The organism is Lacrimispora xylanisolvens (assembly GCF_002934545.1).
Classification (GTDB): Bacteria; Bacillota; Clostridia; order Lachnospirales; family Lachnospiraceae; genus Lacrimispora; species Lacrimispora xylanisolvens.
Genome location: NZ_PTJA01000017.1, coordinates 87,709 through 106,481, shown reverse-complemented (window position 1 = coordinate 106,481; position 18,773 = coordinate 87,709). Strand labels below are relative to the sequence as shown.

Genomic DNA, 18,773 nt, shown 5'->3' with positions numbered 1-18,773 from the left:
ATGGCTTGAATTTTACATCAAGGGATTTGAGAAAGGAAAATGAGATGAAGAGTAAGAAAAGACTGGTTATTGCTGTGGTTATTATAGCTGCTGCCGGCATCATAGGATTTGGTGTTTTTGGAAAGAAAAAAGAAGAGATTCCGTTTGAAACCCGGCCGCTCGTATCTGCCGAGAAGCCTCAGACAGGGGATATCACCCTTTATACAGATTTAACGGGAACGGTAGAGCCTGAACTAAAAGCCAATGTAATGCCCAAAATGAACGGAGAGGTGCTGGAGGTTTATTTTCGGGCAGGAGATATGGTGGAGGCAGGTCAGCCTCTTTGTAAAATTGATTCAGATGCTTTGACTACTTTGAAAATAAATGTGGATTCAGCTGCAATAGCAGTAACTGACAGTCAGAACACACTTGCCAGAACAGAGGCGCTTTATACAACAGGGGCGGTATCCCATCAGTCTCTGGAACAGGCTCAGAACGGTGCGAATAATGCCAGACTGGCATACGAAGCAGCAAAAAACCAGTATGACCTGCAGTTAAAGTACACGACAGTGACAGCACCCATAATCGGTGTAGTGGAATCCCGTACAGTTGAACCACATGATCATATTACTGTCAGTTCAGAAATCTGCAAAATTTCAGGTACAAACCAGATACAGATTACCTTTGGCATTACAGAAAAATCGTTACAGAATATGGCAGTAAATGATACTGTATCAGTGGAAAAAAACGGAGTTCAATATGATGGCACTGTAACTGAAATCAGTTCCGTTGTTAATTCCCAGACCGGTCTTTACGATGTAAAGGCGGTTCTTGCAGATTCAAAAGGTCTGACAACGGGAACCAGGGTCAAGATTACTGCAGTTATGAGCAGGGCAGCAGGTGTTATGACAATTCCAGTAGATGCAGTAAGCTACGATGCCAGTGTCCCCTTTGTTTACTGCTATGAAAATGGCATAGCCAAAAAAACAGAGATATCTGCTGGAATATATGACAAAGATAAAATGGAAATAAAGTCAGGAATTACATATGACAGCGTTGTAATAACCAGCTGGAGCAATGAACTGATGGATGGTGCAGAGGTTTTGCTGGAAGAGAGTAATCCATCACAGGAAACAGAGACAGAGACACCTGCCGTTGCAGATACAAAGGCAGGTGAATAAGATGGTTAATTTAACAAAATTTGCAGTAAGAAGGCCTGTGACCATCATTCTATGTCTGATTACAATCGCATATTTTGGAGTTCAGTCTCTGTTAGGAACAAAAGTAGAACTTACTCCTGAAATGGATCTTCCCATGCTAGTTATTGGTACTGTCTACGCGGGAGCCAGTCCGGAGGACATTAATGACTTAATTACCACCAAGCAGGAAGATGCCATATCATCTCTTGACAGTGTTGACACAATTAATTCTTACTCAAAAGATAACGTATCTATTGTACTGGTACAATATAAATATGGAACAAATTTAGATACAGCCTATATCAACCTGAAAAAAGCAATTGATGGAATCCGCAATGATATGCCAGATGATATTGAAGAGCCCAGAATACTGGAACTGAATCTGACATCAGGAGCTGCCGTAACACTTGCAGTTAGTGGAAACGTTGGCCAGAATCTGTATACATATGTGGATAATAAAATTGTTCCGGAATTTGAAAAGCTCAGTTCTGTCAGTGAGGTATCTGTTTCCGGCGGACAAAAAAGTTATGTAAGTGTTCAGCTGGATCCGGAAAAGATGAAACAATATCATTTAACCATGCCGGCAGTTGCCCAGATTGTTGGCGCAGCAGATTTTACAATCCCAGCTGGAGATATTGATGTGGGAAGGCAAAAACTGAATGTCAGTGTTGGAAATGATTACAATAATACTGACAGCCTGAAAAATATTGCAATACCTCTGGCCAATGGAGATACCATTCATCTATCAGATATTGCTGATGTATATGATGCCCTGAAAGATGAGGATTCCATAGGGCGATACAACGGAGAAAATATTATTTCGCTGGATATAAAAAAGCAGTCGGACTCCACTGCAATAGAAGTTTCAAAGCAGGTATCCCAACAGGTTGCCAGTATACTTGCAGATAATCCCGGTATTAATATTACAGTTGTTAATGATTCCAGCAATGTTATTAAGGAGTCCATTTCAAATGTAGTGCAAACCATGGTAATGGCAATTATTCTCTCCATGATTATCTTGTGGCTTTTTTATGGAGACTTGCGTGCATCTGTCATTGTAGGTACTTCAATACCAATTTCTGTGGTACTGTCTCTGATCTGTATGAGTGCCATGGGCTTTTCCTTAAACGTTATTTCACTGACCTCACTGGTACTTGGAGTCGGTATGATGGTTGATAACTCCATCAATGTTCTGGATGGCTGTTTCCGGGCAAAAGAAACAAGAAATTACTATGATGCCGCAATAGAGGGAAGCCGGATTATGATTGGATCCATTACAGGTGGCACCATAACTACCTGTGTTGTATTTTTCCCCCTTGTTTTTTTAAACGGTATGTCAGGGCAGTTATTTATACAGCTGGGTTATACAATTGTATTTTGTATGGTTGCATCTTTATTTTCTGCTGTAACCATTGTACCTTTAAGTTTTGTACAATGGCATCCGGTAGAGAAAGAAAAGGCACCGGTAAACGGACTTATCAAATCGTTACAGAATTGGTACAGAAAGAATATTCCTTATCTTTTAAAAAAGACTAAGGTGGTGTTTACTGTCAGTATATTGCTCATGGCAGCTGCTTTGGCAATGGCATCAAAACTGAGAGTGGATTTGATGACAACTGTGGATGAAGGAATTGTCAGTATGTCAATTAAGATGAGGCCAGGATTGTCCATTGATGCGTTAAATCAGTCACTGGCAGGTATGGAAGAGTTTATTACAAATGATGAAAATGTGGATCATTATCTTGTAACTTATGGTGCCGGAGGACTTAGCATAGATTCTTCCAGTACAATAAATTTAAATGCTTATTTAAAAGATGACAGAAAACAAACCACAGATCAGATAATTAATAAGTGGAGAGGTCAGCTGGCCGACTTTAAAGACTGTTCCGTAACATTAAAACAAGGAAGCAGCACCATGTCCAGCACCATGATGTCGGGAGATCAAATTGAGGTTGATCTTCAAAGTACCAATTATGAAACTCTGAAGAAAGCAAGTGCTCAATTAGTTACAGAACTGCAAAAAAGAGAAGATGTCATGCAGGTTCATTCCAGTGTAGAGAATGCAGCACCTGTTGTGAAGGTACGGATTGACCCGGTAAAAGCTCAGGCAGAAGGACTCACTCCTGCTGTCATAGGTTCCAATGTTTATACTGCATTAAGTGGTGTTAAGGCATCAACCATTCGTGTTGATGGAGAAGACATTGATGTAAAAGTTGAGTATGCTAAAGATAAATATGATGCAATAGAGAAACTGCAGGGGATGATGATTACAACGGCTTCCGGAACAACGCTTCCATTAAGCGATCTGGCTGAAATCTATTATAAAGACAGTCCGCAGCAGATTGAACGTAAAAATAAGCAGTATAAAGTGGCAATCACCATGCAGCCTCAGTCTGAATATTTAAAAACGGCTAAAGATGATGTGAAAAAATTTGTTAAGAACTATAAACTGCCTGCTGGAGTAAAACCAATGACAAATGATCTGGATAAGATTATGAATGAAGAACTTGGTGCATTGGGAGGAGCTTTGATTACCGGTGTTTTCCTGGTATTTATTGTTATGGCGATCCAGTTTGAGTCACCCAAATATTCCGCAATGGTAATGACTTCCATACCATTTAGTCTGATTGGTTCCTTTGGCCTTTTATTTGCAGCTGATGCACCGATTGATATGGTATCCATGCTTGGATTTTTAATGTTAGTGGGTACGGTTGTAAATAATGGAATTCTTTATGTGGAGACGGTTAACCAGATGCTGGGAGAGATGCCGTTAGACAAAGCACTGGTGGAAGCAGGCGCGATCCGTATGAGACCAATCTTTATGACTACCTTAACAACAGTAATATCCATGGTTCCCAACGCTCTTGCATATGGTAAGTCAGGTAAAATGATGCAGGGACTGGCTTTGGTAAATGTAGGTGGATTACTGGCTTCCACAGCTTTAACACTTCTTTTGCTTCCCACATTTTATCGTGTTGTCTACAAATGGGGGCGTAAGAAAATCGGTGGTGAAGGCGAACTGATCTGTGATTGATTTTAATTTATGAACCACTAAGAAAGGAGGGAAAACAAATTTGTTTTCCCTCCTTAAATCAGGTTCTTAACCTTTTAGTGCTTTCTCGTAATTATTTGATACTTCCTTCCAGTTTACCACATCAAAGAAAGCTTTGATATAATCAGCCCTTAGATTCTTATACTTAAGATAATAAGCGTGTTCCCAGACATCAATTCCCAGTATTGGAACCTTACCGCCTCCTTCCATCAACGGATTATCCTGGTTTGGACTTGATGAGAGGTGCAGCTTACCAGCCTTATCAGCTGAGAGCCATCCCCAGCCAGATCCAAACTGTCCGGCTGCCAGAGCGCTTAACTGAACCTTAAACTGTGAGAAGCTTCCAAAAGCATCGTCAAGAGCTGCCTTTAGCGGACCTTCCGGTTCTCCGCCTCCATCAGGGCTCATTGTGGAGAAATACAGGTTATGATTATAAAAGCCGCCTCCATTGTTCCTGATTGTCTTTCTAAGTGCCTCATCCGGAATCTGATTGAGAGAGGAGAGAAGGGAAACAATATCCATGTTCTCCACTCCTGCTATTTTAGCTGCATCATTTAGATTTTTTGTATAGGCTGCGTGATGCTTGGAATAGTGTGTTTCCATTGTAAGAGCATCGATATGGGGTTCTAAAGCTTCATATTTATAAGGTAAAATAATTTGTTCAAACATAGTGGTTCTCCTTTCAGGTTCTCATTTATATTGAAATTTAATTTTTTAATTATTGGTTAGTTATTACTAACTACCTTGTAACCTGATTATATCATATATTTCCAGTATGTCAATAGATTTATCTGACATTTCAAAAATTATTTATTTAAAGACAAATAAAAATGCCGATGAACGAGTTTAATCGCTCATCGGCATCTATCACAGACGTTCCGGTGATAGGAATCGTAACCTGGTCTAATGATTGTTCTTTTTAAACCTGTCCCAAAAAGATTTCTTCTTTGGCGCCGGAGGAACTGCTTTGCCGCGGAGGCTTTTGATTTCGGTTATGTAGATACCGCTAATCACAACCTTTGCTTCTGTCTTAACAGGAAGCACATCGAAAACCTTTGCGTCTGCAATCAATGTCATTACTTTTGGTCCGACCTTTGCTTTTACGATCGGCAGCTTGGTACGGCGCATGTACTTTGGCGTTTGTTCATACACGATCTTTGGGAGCCCGGCATCCTTTAGCCTCATCTTTTTCTTATCGATCACAAGCATGGAAACGGTCTGTGCCGCAGCTTCCAGTGCCTGCTGCTGTTCTACCTGACGCTTTTCCAGCTTTCTTCCAAGAAAGTAAAGGACTGCCAGAGCTATCACTACGATGAAAAGAATCACTAATACTACGTTTAAAATTGTGCTCACCGGGAATACCTCCAATAGTTCATATTGTAAATTGGGCCTATCTGCAATAGTATAACACATTTTTCTGGGAAATACAAGCAAAAAATGCTTGACACCTTGACAGCACTATGATATTATGGAATGTGCACTATTGTGGCTTTGTGTGCCTTATTGGGACATTTATGCCCAAAACAGAAATGAATAGAAAGAAAACAGGGGTGAAACGTCAATGGAGAAAAGCAGAATGCGTCCGGTCCCGGCCGGTAAGAGCCTGAGAATGAGTTTCTCAAGACAAAAAGAAGTGCTTGAGATGCCAAACCTGATTGAGATTCAGAAGAATTCCTATCAGTGGTTCCTTGATGAAGGATTGAAGGAAGTCTTTGAAGACATCTCTCCAATTGCAGACTTTGCTGGACACTTAAGTCTTGAGTTTGTCGATTTTACATTATGTAAGGATGACATCAAGTACACAATAGAAGAATGCAAAGAACGAGATGCAACTTACGCAGCTCCTTTAAAGGTAAAAGTAAGACTTTGCAATAAAGATAAAGATGAAATTAATGAACATGAGATCTTCATGGGCGATCTTCCGCTTATGACAGATACCGGTTCCTTCGTGATTAACGGTGCCGAACGTGTTATTGTAAGCCAGCTGGTACGTTCCCCAGGTATATATTATGGTATCGAACACGACAAGGTAGGTAAGGAATTATATGCATGTACGGTGATTCCAAACCGTGGTGCATGGCTGGAGTATGAGACTGACTCCAACGACATCTTCTACGTACGTGTGGACAGAACCAGAAAGGTTCCCGTAACCGTCCTGATTCGTGCTCTTGGTTATGGTACCAATGCAGAGATTATTGATCTGTTTGGTGAGGAACCAAAATTACTGGCCAGTTTTGGTAAAGATACGTCTGATAATTACCAGGATGGCTTATTGGAGTTATATAAGAAGATCCGCCCAGGTGAGCCTTTATCTGTTGATAGTGCTGAAAGTTTGTTAAATAGTATGTTCTTCGACCCGAGACGGTACGATCTGGCCAAAGTCGGACGATATAAATTCAATAAAAAGCTTCACTTTAAAAACCGCATCACTGGTCATGTTCTGGCTGAGAATGTGGTGGATACCACAACCGGCGAAATTTTAGCAGAGGCTGGAACAACTGTAGACAAGCAGCTTGCGACTGATATTCAGAATGCAGCTGTTCCGTTCGTGTGGCTGGAAGGTGTGGAGCACAAACAGAAAGTCCTTTCCAACTTAATGGTTGACTTGTCAGCCCATGTAAGCTTTGATCCAAAGGAAGCCGGGATTACAGAATTAGTATTCTACCCAGCTCTTGAAAAAATTCTGTCAGAAGTTGGAAACGGCGACGACGAAGCATTGAAGAAAGCTCTTCACAGACATGTGAATGAACTGATTCCTAAGCATATTACAAAGGAAGATATTTTAGCTTCCATCAACTATAACATGCATCTGGAAGAAGAAGTAGGTAACGCAGATGACATCGATCATCTGGGCAACAGAAGAATCCGTGCGGTAGGAGAACTTCTCCAGAATCAGTACCGGATCGGTCTGTCCAGAATGGAACGTGTTGTCCGCGAACGTATGACAACACAGGATATGGATGGCATTACGCCACAGTCTCTGATTAATATCAAGCCGGTTACTGCGGCTGTTAAGGAATTCTTCGGCAGTTCCCAGCTGTCCCAGTTCATGGATCAGAATAACCCGCTTGCTGAGCTTACCCATAAGAGACGTTTATCTGCCTTGGGACCTGGAGGTCTTTCCAGAGACCGTGCCGGATTCGAGGTTCGAGACGTTCACTATACTCATTACGGCCGTATGTGCCCGATTGAGACACCAGAAGGTCCTAACATCGGTCTGATCAACTCCCTTGCTACCTATGCGAGAGTAAATCAGTACGGTTTTGTAGAGGCGCCTTATCGCGTGGTAGATAAAACCAATGTGAACAATCCGATCGTTACCGATGAGGTTGTTTACTTAACTGCAGATGAAGAAGATAACTTTGTTGTTGCTCAGGCGAATGAGCCTCTTGACGAAGAAGGACACTTCATTCATAAGAATATTTCCGGACGTTTCCGCGAGGAGACATCCGAGTTCCAGAGAAAGAATATTGATTTAATGGACGTTTCTCCGAAGATGGTATTCTCCGTAGCGACAGCCATGATTCCCTTCCTGGAAAACGATGATGCGAACCGTGCGCTCATGGGATCAAACATGCAGCGTCAGGCCGTTCCGTTATTGACAACCGACGCTCCTGTTGTAGGAACCGGTATGGAAGCAAAAGCTGCCGTTGACTCCGGTGTATGCGTTGTTGCAAGAAACTCCGGTGTGGTAGAACGTTCTGCCTCCAACGAAATCATTATCAAACGAGATTCCGATGGCGGAAAAGATGTTTACCGTTTAACCAAGTTTAAGAGAAGCAACCAGTCCAACTGCTACAACCAGAAACCAATCGTATTTAAGAATAACCATGTGGCAAAGGGAGACGTTATCGCTGACGGTCCTTCTACACAAAAGGGTGAGATCGCTCTTGGTAAGAATCCGCTGATCGGATTCATGACCTGGGAAGGTTATAACTACGAGGATGCGGTTCTCTTAAGTGAGAGACTGGTACAGGAAGATGTCTATACTTCTGTCCATATTGAGGAATACGAGGCAGAAGCCCGTGATACCAAGTTAGGACCGGAAGAGATTACCCGTGATGTTCCTGGTGTCGGCGAGGATGCATTAAAGGATCTTGATGAAAGAGGTATTATCCGTATTGGTGCGGAAGTCCGTGCAGGAGATATCCTTGTTGGTAAGGTAACACCAAAGGGTGAGACCGAGCTGACAGCAGAAGAGAGACTGTTACGTGCAATCTTCGGCGAGAAGGCAAGAGAAGTGCGTGATACTTCCTTAAAAGTACCTCACGGTGCTTACGGTATCATCGTTGATGCTAAAGTATTTACCAGAGAAAATGGTGACGAGCTTTCACCGGGTGTGAACCAGACTGTCCGCATTTACATCGCACAGAAGAGAAAGATTTCTGTTGGTGATAAGATGGCTGGACGTCATGGTAACAAGGGTGTTGTTTCCCGTGTGCTTCCCGTAGAAGATATGCCATTCCTTCCAAACGGCCGTCCTCTCGACATTGTATTAAACCCACTGGGCGTGCCTTCCCGTATGAACATCGGTCAGGTACTTGAGATCCATTTAAGCCTTGCTGCAAGAGCACTTGGATTTAACGTATCCACACCGGTATTTGATGGAGCAAACGAGATTGATATTATGGATACCCTGGACGTAGCCAACGACTATGTAAATATGGAGTGGGAAGACTTCCAGGAAAAATATAAAGATACTTTAAGACCTGATGTAATTGAATATCTGGGAGAACATTTAGAGCACAGAGGCTTGTGGAAAGGCGTTCCGCTGAGCAGAGACGGAAAAGTTCGTCTTCGTGACGGACGAACCGGAGAATACTTTGACAGTGCGGTTACCATTGGACACATGCATTATCTGAAACTGCACCATCTGGTTGATGATAAGATCCATGCCCGTTCTACCGGACCATACTCCCTGGTTACACAGCAGCCTCTGGGCGGTAAAGCTCAGTTCGGCGGCCAGCGTTTCGGAGAGATGGAGGTTTGGGCTCTGGAGGCTTATGGTGCTTCCTATACACTGCAGGAGATCATGACAGTGAAATCCGATGATGTGGTAGGACGTGTAAAAACCTATGAAGCCATCATTAAGGGCGAGAATATTCCTGAGCCTGGAATTCCGGAATCTTTCAAGGTATTGTTAAAGGAGCTTCAGTCACTGGCTCTCGATGTAAGAGTGCTGCGTGATGACAATACAGAGGTTCAGATTGCTGAGAGCACCGATTATGAGGAAACAGATTTAAGATCCATCATTGAAGGCGATAAGCATTACCGCGATGAGGAATCCTTTGGTGAATTTGGTTATCAGAAACAGGAATTCAAGGATGATGAACTGGTAAATGTTGATGAAGAAGAGGATGCGGACGGTGTCGACGATTCTTTTGAGGATTTCGATGACGTAGAATTTGACGATTCAGACGAAGAATAATAGAAGGGAGAACCGCTCATGCCTGAAAATAATGAAACTTACCACCCGATGACATTCGATGCCATAAAGATCGGTCTGGCATCTCCGGAGAAAATTCTGGATTGGTCCCACGGCGAGGTGAAAAAGCCTGAGACAATTAACTACAGAACCTTAAAGCCGGAAAAAGACGGTTTGTTCTGTGAACGGATTTTCGGACCAAGCAAGGACTGGGAATGTCATTGCGGCAAATATAAAAAGATCCGGTATAAAGGCGTTATCTGTGACCGATGCGGCGTTGAAGTAACAAAGGCCAGTGTCAGAAGAGAGCGTATGGGTCATATCCAGCTCGCTGCTCCTGTTTCCCATATCTGGTATTTCAAGGGAATACCAAGCCGTATGGGTCTGATCCTTGATATCTCACCCAGAACACTGGAGAAGGTGCTGTATTTTGCTTCTTATGTTGTTTTGGATGCTGGAAATACAGGACTTCAGTATAAGCAGGTTTTATCAGAAAAAGAGTACAGAGAAGAAGTGGATAAGTACGGTTACGGTTCCTTCCGCGTGGGAATGGGTGCTGAAGCTATTTTAGAGCTCCTTCATTCCATAGATCTTGAAAAAGATTCTGCGGATTTAAAGAAAGGTTTAAAGGACGCAACCGGACAGAAACGTGCAAGAATTATCAAGAGACTGGAAGTTGTGGAAGCATTCCGCAACTCCGGTAACTTACCAGAGTGGATGATCATGACAGTTGTTCCTGTCATTCCTCCGGATATCCGTCCGATGGTACAGCTGGACGGCGGACGTTTCGCTACTTCCGACTTAAATGATTTATACAGAAGAATTATTAACCGTAACAACCGTCTTGCCCGCCTTTTAGAGCTGGGTGCACCGGATATCATTGTCCGCAATGAAAAACGTATGCTTCAGGAAGCGGTTGATGCATTAATCGACAACGGCAGACGTGGCAGACCGGTTACCGGACCTGGAAACCGTGCCTTAAAGTCCTTATCTGATATGTTAAAGGGTAAACAGGGACGTTTCCGTCAGAACCTTTTAGGAAAGCGTGTTGACTATTCCGGACGTTCCGTTATCGTAGTAGGACCAGAACTTAAGATTTATCAGTGCGGTCTACCAAAAGAGATGGCCATTGAGTTATTCAAACCTTTCGTTATGAAAGAGCTTGTTTCCAATGGTACAGCACACAACATTAAAAATGCAAAGAAGATGGTAGAACGTCTTCAGACAGAGGTATGGGATGTTTTAGAGGACGTAATCAAAGAGCATCCGGTTATGTTAAACCGTGCGCCTACCCTTCACAGACTGGGAATCCAGGCATTCGAGCCGATTCTGGTAGAAGGTAAGGCAATTAAGCTTCATCCTCTTGTTTGTACCGCATTTAACGCTGACTTCGATGGTGACCAGATGGCGGTTCATCTGCCTCTTTCCGTAGAAGCTCAGGCAGAGTGCCGTTTCCTTCTGCTTTCTCCAAACAACTTATTAAAGCCTTCCGACGGTGGCCCTGTAGCAGTACCATCTCAGGATATGGTCCTTGGTATCTATTACCTGACACAGGAAAGACCTGGTGCCAAGGGAGAGGGAATGGTATTCAAGAGCATCAATGAAGCAATTCTTGCTTATGAAAACCAGGCAGTTACCCTTCATTCCAGAATCAAGGCAAGAGTCAGCAAGAAGATGCCTGATGGTACCGTATTAAGCGGAGTTGTAGAATCCACAGTAGGACGTTTCATATTCAATGAAATCGTTCCTCAGGATCTTGGTTTCGTAGATCGTTCCATTCCAGGCAATGAGCTTTTAATGGAAGTTGATTTCCATGTAGGCAAGAAGCAGTGTAAGCAGATCCTTGAAAAAGTTATTAACGTTCACGGAGCTGTACAGACCGCTGAGACTCTGGATGACATTAAGGCCATTGGTTACCGGTACTCAACAAAGGCAGCCATGACAGTATCCATTTCCGACATGACTGTGCCGGAGAGCAAACCGAAGCTGATCGCAGATGCCCAGGCAACGGTTGACCAGATTGCAAAGAACTTCCGCCGTGGTCTTATCACAGAGGAAGAGCGTTATAAAGAAGTAATTGACACATGGAAAACAACCGATGATCAGTTGACCCATGACCTGCTGACAGGACTTGATAAGTACAATAACATCTACATGATGGCAGATTCCGGAGCCCGTGGTTCTGATAAACAGATCAAACAGCTGGCAGGTATGCGTGGACTTATGGCAGATACAACCGGTCACACCATCGAACTTCCTATTAAGTCAAACTTCCGTGAAGGTCTTGACGTATTGGAGTACTTTATCTCTGCTCACGGAGCCCGTAAGGGACTTTCCGATACAGCGCTTCGAACCGCCGACTCTGGTTATCTGACCAGACGTCTGGTAGACGTATCCCAGGATATGATTATCAGAGAGATCGACTGCTGTGAAGGCAAAGATATTCCGTTTATGGAGATCAAGGCATTTACTGACGGACAGGAAACCATTGAAAGCCTGGAAGAGCGTATCACAGGAAGATTTATTGCAGAAACCATTACAGATCCTGATACTGGAGAAGTGATTGTAAAAGCAAACCATATGTGTACACCGAAACGTGCAGCAGCAGTTATGAAGGTGCTCAATAAGATGGGACGTGATTCCATTAAGATCCGTAACGTTCTTACCTGCAAATCCCATATGGGTGTCTGCGCGAAATGTTACGGAGCCAACATGGCAACCGGACAGCCGGTTCAGGTTGGTGAGGCAGTTGGTATTATTGCTGCCCAGTCAATCGGAGAGCCAGGAACACAGCTGACCATGCGTACGTTCCATACCGGCGGTGTTGCCGGTGGCGATATTACACAGGGTCTTCCCCGTGTCGAGGAGCTTTTTGAGGCACGTAAGCCGAAGGGTCTTGCTATTATTGCAGAATTCGCCGGTGTAGTTGCCATTAAAGATACGAAAAAGAAACGTGAAATTATCATTACTGAGAATGAAACAGGAAATTCAAAGACTTATCTGATTCCTTATGGTTCCAGAATCAAGGTACAGGATGGTCAGGTACTGGAAGCCGGCGATGAGCTGACAGAAGGTAGTGTAAATCCTCATGACATCTTAAAGATTAAGGGTGTTCGTGCCGTACAGGATTATATGATCCAGGAAGTACAGCGTGTATACCGTCTGCAGGGTGTTGAGATTAATGATAAGCACGTTGAGATGATCGTAAGACAGATGCTTAAGAAGATCAAAATAGAAGAGAGCGGAGACAGCGATGTTCTTCCAGGAACTTCTATGGACGTTCTTGACTATAATGATTTAAATGAAGCCCTTCTTGCCGAAGGCAAAGAGCCGGCAGACGGAAAGCAGGTAATGCTTGGTATTACCAAGGCATCTCTGGCTACCGATTCATTCCTGTCAGCTGCTTCCTTCCAGGAGACCACTAAGGTTCTGACTGAAGCTGCTATTAACGGTAAAGTGGATCATTTAATCGGATTAAAAGAGAATGTTATCATCGGTAAGCCGATTCCTGCCGGTACAGGTATGAAACGTTACCGCACCATTAACTTAAGCACAGATGCTGCTTGTGAAGAAAGTGATGAGATCCTTTTAACGGATGATGATGAGATTCTGTTATCTGATGACAATTTTGATGATGCAGAAGAGATTTTAGCCATTAGTGAAGGTGAAATCGAAGAATAAGTATGAAGATGCCCTGACAGGTTTTTCTGTCAGGGCGTTTTTTGTGGAAATGACAATATTCTATAATATTTGCATAATTAAACTTGATTTTTCTCTTTTTTTTAATGCTATAATCATAAAAAAAGGAGGTAAAACAATGAGGAAGTTTGAGCGGAATGTGTTCCCTTATCTGCTGCTTGCTCCTACTTTAATTATATTCGGCCTGTTTTTGTTCTTTCCGGCAGTAAATGGGTTGTGGATATCACTGACAAAGTGGGACGGTATCAATCCTCAGGTATTTGTGGGGATTCAAAATTATACTAAGCTGTTTTCGGACCGGGGATTTTGGAATTCGTTTCTCCGTACCATTTTCTTTACCGGGGTTTCGGTTCCCCTTGTCTATGTATCGGCCATGGGTCTGGCCTTGTTATTGTCAGGAGCCAGAAAAGGAAATGATTTCTTCCGGGCTGTTTTTTACTGGCCTACCATGATTTCCAGTATCATAGTAGGACTGACCTGGAGGTTCCTTTTGGGAGAAGAATTCGGCGTCATTAATTATCTTCTCACTGTAATGGGACACTCCCCTGTAAAATGGCTGACGGATCAGAATTATTCCATGGGGGTGGTAATCTTTGTAACTGCTTGGAGTATGTCCGGTTATTACATGGTCATGTTCATATCAGGAATTAAGGCAATCTCTGAAACTTATTATGAAGCGGCACGCATCGATGGTGCAGGTTTCTACCATCAGTTTCGCTACATCACGCTGCCACTTCTAAAACCAACCAGTCTTCTGGTTCTGGTTTTATCCACGGTGACTATTATAAAAACATATCCACTGGTATACGCTCTGACCCAGGGTGGACCTGCAGGTGCTACTAAGTTTATGGTTCAGACGATTCAGGAAACGGGATTTGAAAAAAATCAGATGGGTTATGCCAGTGCGATGACCATGATCCTTTTTGTGCTGCTGGCAATGTTTACAGTGATCCAGTTTAAAGTAAATAAAGGAGGTGAGCAGGATGCAGACTAAGGGCAGGAAATATTTCTTAAACGGAGTGACATGGGCAATTTTGCTGATTCTGACCTTTTTATTCCTGATCCCGATTCTCTGGGTGATTGGTTCCTCCTTTAAAAGTACAGGAGAACTGTTTTCCTGGCCGCCAAGCCTGATTGGGAAAAACCCTTCCTTCTCCAATTACCAGAAGGCATTGGAAGAAGGGCATTTCGGAATTTATTTTTTCAATACGGTGTTTACCAGTGTTACAGCCACGTTCCTTACCATAGTGGTAAATGTAATGTCAGGCTATGCCTTTGCCAAATACCGGTTTAAAGGGGATAAAATTTTATTTGGTATTGTACTGGCAACGCTGATGATTCCACTGGAGGTCATCATGATTCCCATTTTTAAGGTTATCGTGGCAACCGGTCTTTACAACAGCTTATGGGGACTGATTATTCCAGCTGTGGCATCTCCTACTGCCGTATTTTTGGTAAGACAGTATTACGTGGGAATTCCGGATGCCTATATGGAAGCGGCCAGAATTGACGGAGCATCGGAAACCAGCATTTTAATGCGGATTATGCTTCCTCTGGCAAAACCGGTAATCTCTGTGCTTTGTATTTTCTCCTTTATGTGGAGATGGAATGATTACCTTTGGCCCAAGCTGGTGATTAACAGCAAAGAACGTTACACCATACAGCTTGCACTTGCAAATTACTCCGGTGAATATTCCGTTGACTGGAACAGCCTTTTGGCCATGTCGGTTATATCCATGATTCCAGTAATTATTGTTTTTGTGACACTGCAAAGCCATATCATAGGCGGCATGACAGCCGGAGGAGTAAAAGAGTAAATGGGAGGAAAGAGAGCATGAAGTACTTGGAATATCCGCTGTTTGCGGAAGGATTTGTAAACCGCTTCCTCATAAGCGAGGTTCATACCCAGGTCAGGGAATTTACCAGATCTACCTTAAGCGGAAGAGTAAATGAATGGCTGAAGAAAGGATTTGCCATTCATGAGAATCCCTGCAGGAAAGAATTTTTAGAGGAACGGAGACAGGAAGTTCCCGATTATCCTGATTTTACAAAGCTGTCAGAGGGCAATAAGCTAAAACAGTATTTCCCATTTGGAAATCCGGGAATCGATGCATCAGGCTTTTATTACCGCCCTACTTATTTAAGAATGTATGGTTTTACCACGCTCTGGTCTGATATGGCAAACACCATAGATTTTGAGCTGGAGACTTGCGGCGGGTTAACAGTCTGGGCAAATGAACAGCTGATCTGCGACTTCACACCATTTACCAGAAATCTGGTAAAAAAAACAACGGTTTCCATCCCTCTTTTAAAAGGGGAAAATTCACTGGTGGTGTGTCTTGATGATCTGGCAGAGCGGGATACGGATTACTATTTCCGAATGAAGCGGCTGGGAGGTGCAGATTTAAAAATACTGATTCCAGTGAAGGAAGAGGTAAATGAAGGCGTTTTAACAAAAATGGAGCAGATGTTAAACGCAATGAGCTTTGATAAAGAGGCTTATATCAGCGAAACTATAAAAATGAATCTTAGCAATCCGTTTGATACCAACCTTGGCCTGGAGGTTATCATAACTCCCGGCGAATTTATAGAAAAAATGGAAGAATCATGGAAGCTTATAAAGACCAGAAAGTATACCATGGAGCCTTTACAAAAAGGGCTGGAGCTGTTCCATGCTGATGACATTTCACCAGGATATTATTATTTTACTGTTGTACTTACCTGTCAGGGAATCTCTATAAAGAGAAAAATCGGGAATCAGCTGGTGCGGGAAGAATTCCTTTTAAGCGGGAACGAAGACAGCAGCATCCGCAGAAAACTGGCAATGGACGCAGTGATCCGTTTTGCTCCTGACAATACATATAAAGCTGCAGCCCTGCTTTATATGAATCAGGATTGCCAGCGGGCAGAAGCGATTCTGATGGAAGAGCTGGAAGGTGTGAGAAGCAGAAAAGACTGTTCCGATTTTCATTTTATTATCATGATTTACATTTACCGGATGTTCCAAGACCGTATTTCTGACACATTAAAGAAGGCTCTGGAAGAGACCATGGTTCAGTACAGATACTGGATTGATGAACCTGGGGACGATGTGATGTGGTTCTTCAGTGAAAATCATGCACTTCTTTTTCATTGCTGTCAGTATTTGACCGGAACCTACCTGCCGGAACGGATTTTTACCAACAGTGGCAGAACAGGGGCAGAGGTAAAGGCAAGAGGAGAAGAGCTGCTGCATCAATGGTTTGACGACTTTTTCCGGGAATTCATCACAGAATGGAATTCCAACGCCTATATTCCAGTCGATGTGCTTGGAATCGGCACCCTTTATAATCTGACGGAGGAAGACAATCCGCTCCATAAAAAAGCGCAAAAGGCACTGGATATGATATTCTATTCTCTGACGGTTAATGCCCATAAGGGAGCCGTAATGACCAGCTTTGGCCGGAGTTATGAAAAGGAGATGAAGGGAAATTACAATGCGGGTACCACCTCCCTGCTTTATGTTGCTTATAATGCCGGGTATTTAAACAGAGCCTGCATCGGTTACATTTCTCTCATACTTGGAAATTATGAACCTCCAATGGAGTATAAAAAGTATGCGGTAATAGACGAAGAGGATGAACTGATCTTTGAAAATACCCAGGGATTCGAAAATCACGTCAATCTCTATCTTTACAAAAATAACCGTGCTCTTTTATCCACTGCGGTAGGCTTTAAGCCATTTGAAAAAGGATATCAGGAGCACATCTTACAGGCAACAATTGATGAGACGGCTCAGGTCTTCATCAATCACCCGGGAGAAGCGTTTCCATATGGAAGCGGCAGACCAAATTTCTGGGCAGGTAACGGTGTACTTCCTCTTGGGGCTCAATTTGAAAATACATCAGTTTTAAGATTTCATATTGAGGAAGAAGAGAGAATTGGATATACTCATGCTTACATTCCAATCAGTGCATTTTCCCGTTATAAAGGAGAAGACGGCGTTCTGGTGCTGGAAAAGGATGGAGCCTATATTGCAGTAAAAGCCCTTCAGGGACTTACCATACAGGAGCACGGGCCCAATCAGTTCCGGGAATTTATCAGCCAGGGCAGAGATAATGTATGGGTTGTGCGGGTAGGAAGCCTGGGAGAAGACCAAAGTCTTGATGATATTTTCTCGGCTTTCAAAAAACTTGCTATTACCATGGACGGAACCAGCACTTCTGTTACAGATGAAAATGGGACAGAGTATCTTCTTGAGAAAGAAACCATATTAAAGGTCAACGGGGAAACGGTATACCATTATCCTCAGACAGTAGAAGGCACAATCAGATGGAGGAAAATGACGACGTGATAGATTTAAAGACATTAGAAGAGAAACTAAATCTGGTATCAGAGAAAATGATGGTTTTAAAAAATAATGGCATGAAAGAAGTATACCCCATCAGCCTGATTGATTTTAATTGTTGGGAGTGGCCCCAGGGAGTGGGAATATTCGGCCTTTATAAATATTATGAAGTAAGCGGGAGGCAGGAGATTCTCGACTCCATCATTGACTGGTATGATAACCGGATCAGGGAGGGAATACTGGAACGGAATGTGAATACGACTTCTCCCATGCTGACTCTGACTTATCTATATGAAAGAACGGGAAAACCAGAATATCTTGAGTTTATCAAAGACTGGGCCGACTGGATCATGAAAGATCAAAAACTGATCCGGACAGGAGATGGCTGCTTTCAGCATATGATAACGGGAAGTGCCAATGATAATGAGATTCTCATTGATACTCTGTTTATGTCAGTGCTGTTTCTGGCAAGAGCCGGCAAGCTTCTTGACCGGAACGATTATTATGATGAGGCAAATTATCAGATCCTTTCTCATATTAAATACTTATTAAATAAAGAAGAGGGGCTGTTTTACCACGGTTTTAACTTTAAAAGAAACGATAACTACGGTAAAGTTTTATGGGGAAGAGGAAACTGCTGGTACACCATAGTCATCATGGAGCTTTTGGAGGACATTCCTATGGATGAAGGCCTGAAGCGGTATTTCTTAAGTGTTTACAAAAATCAGGTGGATGCGCTGAAACGGTATGCAGATCCCAAAACCGGTTTATGGCATACCATTATAGATGATGATTCTTCCTATATAGAGATATCCTGCAGCGCTGCATTCCTGTATGGAATTATGAAAGGGGTGCGGCTTGGAATATTAAAGAAAGAAGATTATCAGGATTTGATCCAGCTGGGAATGAAAAATCTTTTCAATTATATTGATGAAGATGGTACTGTTAAAAATGTTTCCTATGGAACTCCTATCGGACTTAACGGAGAATTTTATAAGACAATCCCGTGCTGCCCGATGACCTATGGACAGGCACTTGTAATACTGGTGCTGCAAGAGGCTATGAATACTGCTTGGCATTAGAAGGGACTGG

At 42.9% G+C, this 18,773-nt stretch carries 10 protein-coding genes; 8 read left to right on the top strand and 2 right to left on the bottom strand.

The genetic code is table 11. The annotated features are described in order from the left end of the window. Positions 1–44 precede the first annotated feature (44 nt). Positions 45–1,160, top strand: coding sequence for an efflux RND transporter periplasmic adaptor subunit (locus tag BXY41_RS24400; protein WP_104439483.1), 1,116 nt, complete (start codon positions 45–47; stop codon positions 1,158–1,160). A gap of 1 nt (position 1,161) precedes the next feature. Beyond that, positions 1,162–4,212 (top strand): efflux RND transporter permease subunit, encoded by a 3,051-nt coding sequence (locus tag BXY41_RS24395; RefSeq protein ID WP_104439482.1) that lies wholly within the window; start codon positions 1,162–1,164, stop codon positions 4,210–4,212. 66 nt (positions 4,213–4,278) lie between these two features. Here the strand turns inward: BXY41_RS24395 and BXY41_RS24390 are convergent, their stop codons facing one another. Both BXY41_RS24390 and BXY41_RS24385 read right to left on the bottom strand, forming a co-directional pair. Then, positions 4,279–4,899 carry a superoxide dismutase gene (locus BXY41_RS24390; protein ID WP_104439481.1) on the bottom strand — a complete coding sequence of 207 codons (621 nt, stop codon included), beginning with the start codon at positions 4,897–4,899 and terminating at the stop codon, positions 4,279–4,281. A gap of 234 nt (positions 4,900–5,133) precedes the next feature. Beyond that, positions 5,134–5,583: a hypothetical protein gene (locus BXY41_RS24385; protein WP_104439480.1), complete on the bottom strand. Its 450-nt coding sequence runs from the start codon at positions 5,581–5,583 to the stop codon at positions 5,134–5,136. Positions 5,584–5,791: 208 nt separating this feature from the next. Between BXY41_RS24385 and rpoB the strand changes: the two genes are divergently transcribed. The 6 genes from rpoB (at position 5,792) to BXY41_RS24355 (ending at position 18,763) form a co-directional block, all read left to right on the top strand. Continuing rightward, positions 5,792–9,658 (top strand): DNA-directed RNA polymerase subunit beta, encoded by a 3,867-nt coding sequence (gene rpoB / locus BXY41_RS24380; protein ID WP_185140394.1) that lies wholly within the window; start codon positions 5,792–5,794, stop codon positions 9,656–9,658. Between the two features lie 18 nt (positions 9,659–9,676). Continuing rightward, positions 9,677–13,336, top strand: a complete 3,660-nt coding sequence (gene rpoC, locus BXY41_RS24375) for a DNA-directed RNA polymerase subunit beta' (protein ID WP_104439479.1) — start codon at positions 9,677–9,679, stop codon at positions 13,334–13,336. 136 nt (positions 13,337–13,472) lie between these two features. After that, positions 13,473–14,348, top strand: coding sequence for a carbohydrate ABC transporter permease (locus BXY41_RS24370; protein ID WP_104439504.1), 876 nt, complete (start codon positions 13,473–13,475; stop codon positions 14,346–14,348). Next, on the top strand, positions 14,338–15,171 hold the full coding sequence (locus BXY41_RS24365) for a carbohydrate ABC transporter permease (protein ID WP_104439478.1): 834 nt from the start codon (positions 14,338–14,340) through the stop codon (positions 15,169–15,171). Before BXY41_RS24370 ends, BXY41_RS24365 begins: the two co-directional genes overlap by 11 nt. Before the next feature lie 17 nt (positions 15,172–15,188). After that, a complete protein-coding gene (locus tag BXY41_RS24360; RefSeq protein WP_104439477.1) occupies positions 15,189–17,687 on the top strand; it encodes a hypothetical protein in 2,499 nt (832 codons plus the stop codon). Beyond that, on the top strand, positions 17,666–18,763 hold the full coding sequence (locus BXY41_RS24355; protein WP_242980376.1) for a glycoside hydrolase family 88/105 protein: 1,098 nt from the start codon (positions 17,666–17,668) through the stop codon (positions 18,761–18,763). Before BXY41_RS24360 ends, BXY41_RS24355 begins: the two co-directional genes overlap by 22 nt. The last annotated feature ends 10 nt before the right edge of the window (positions 18,764–18,773 follow it).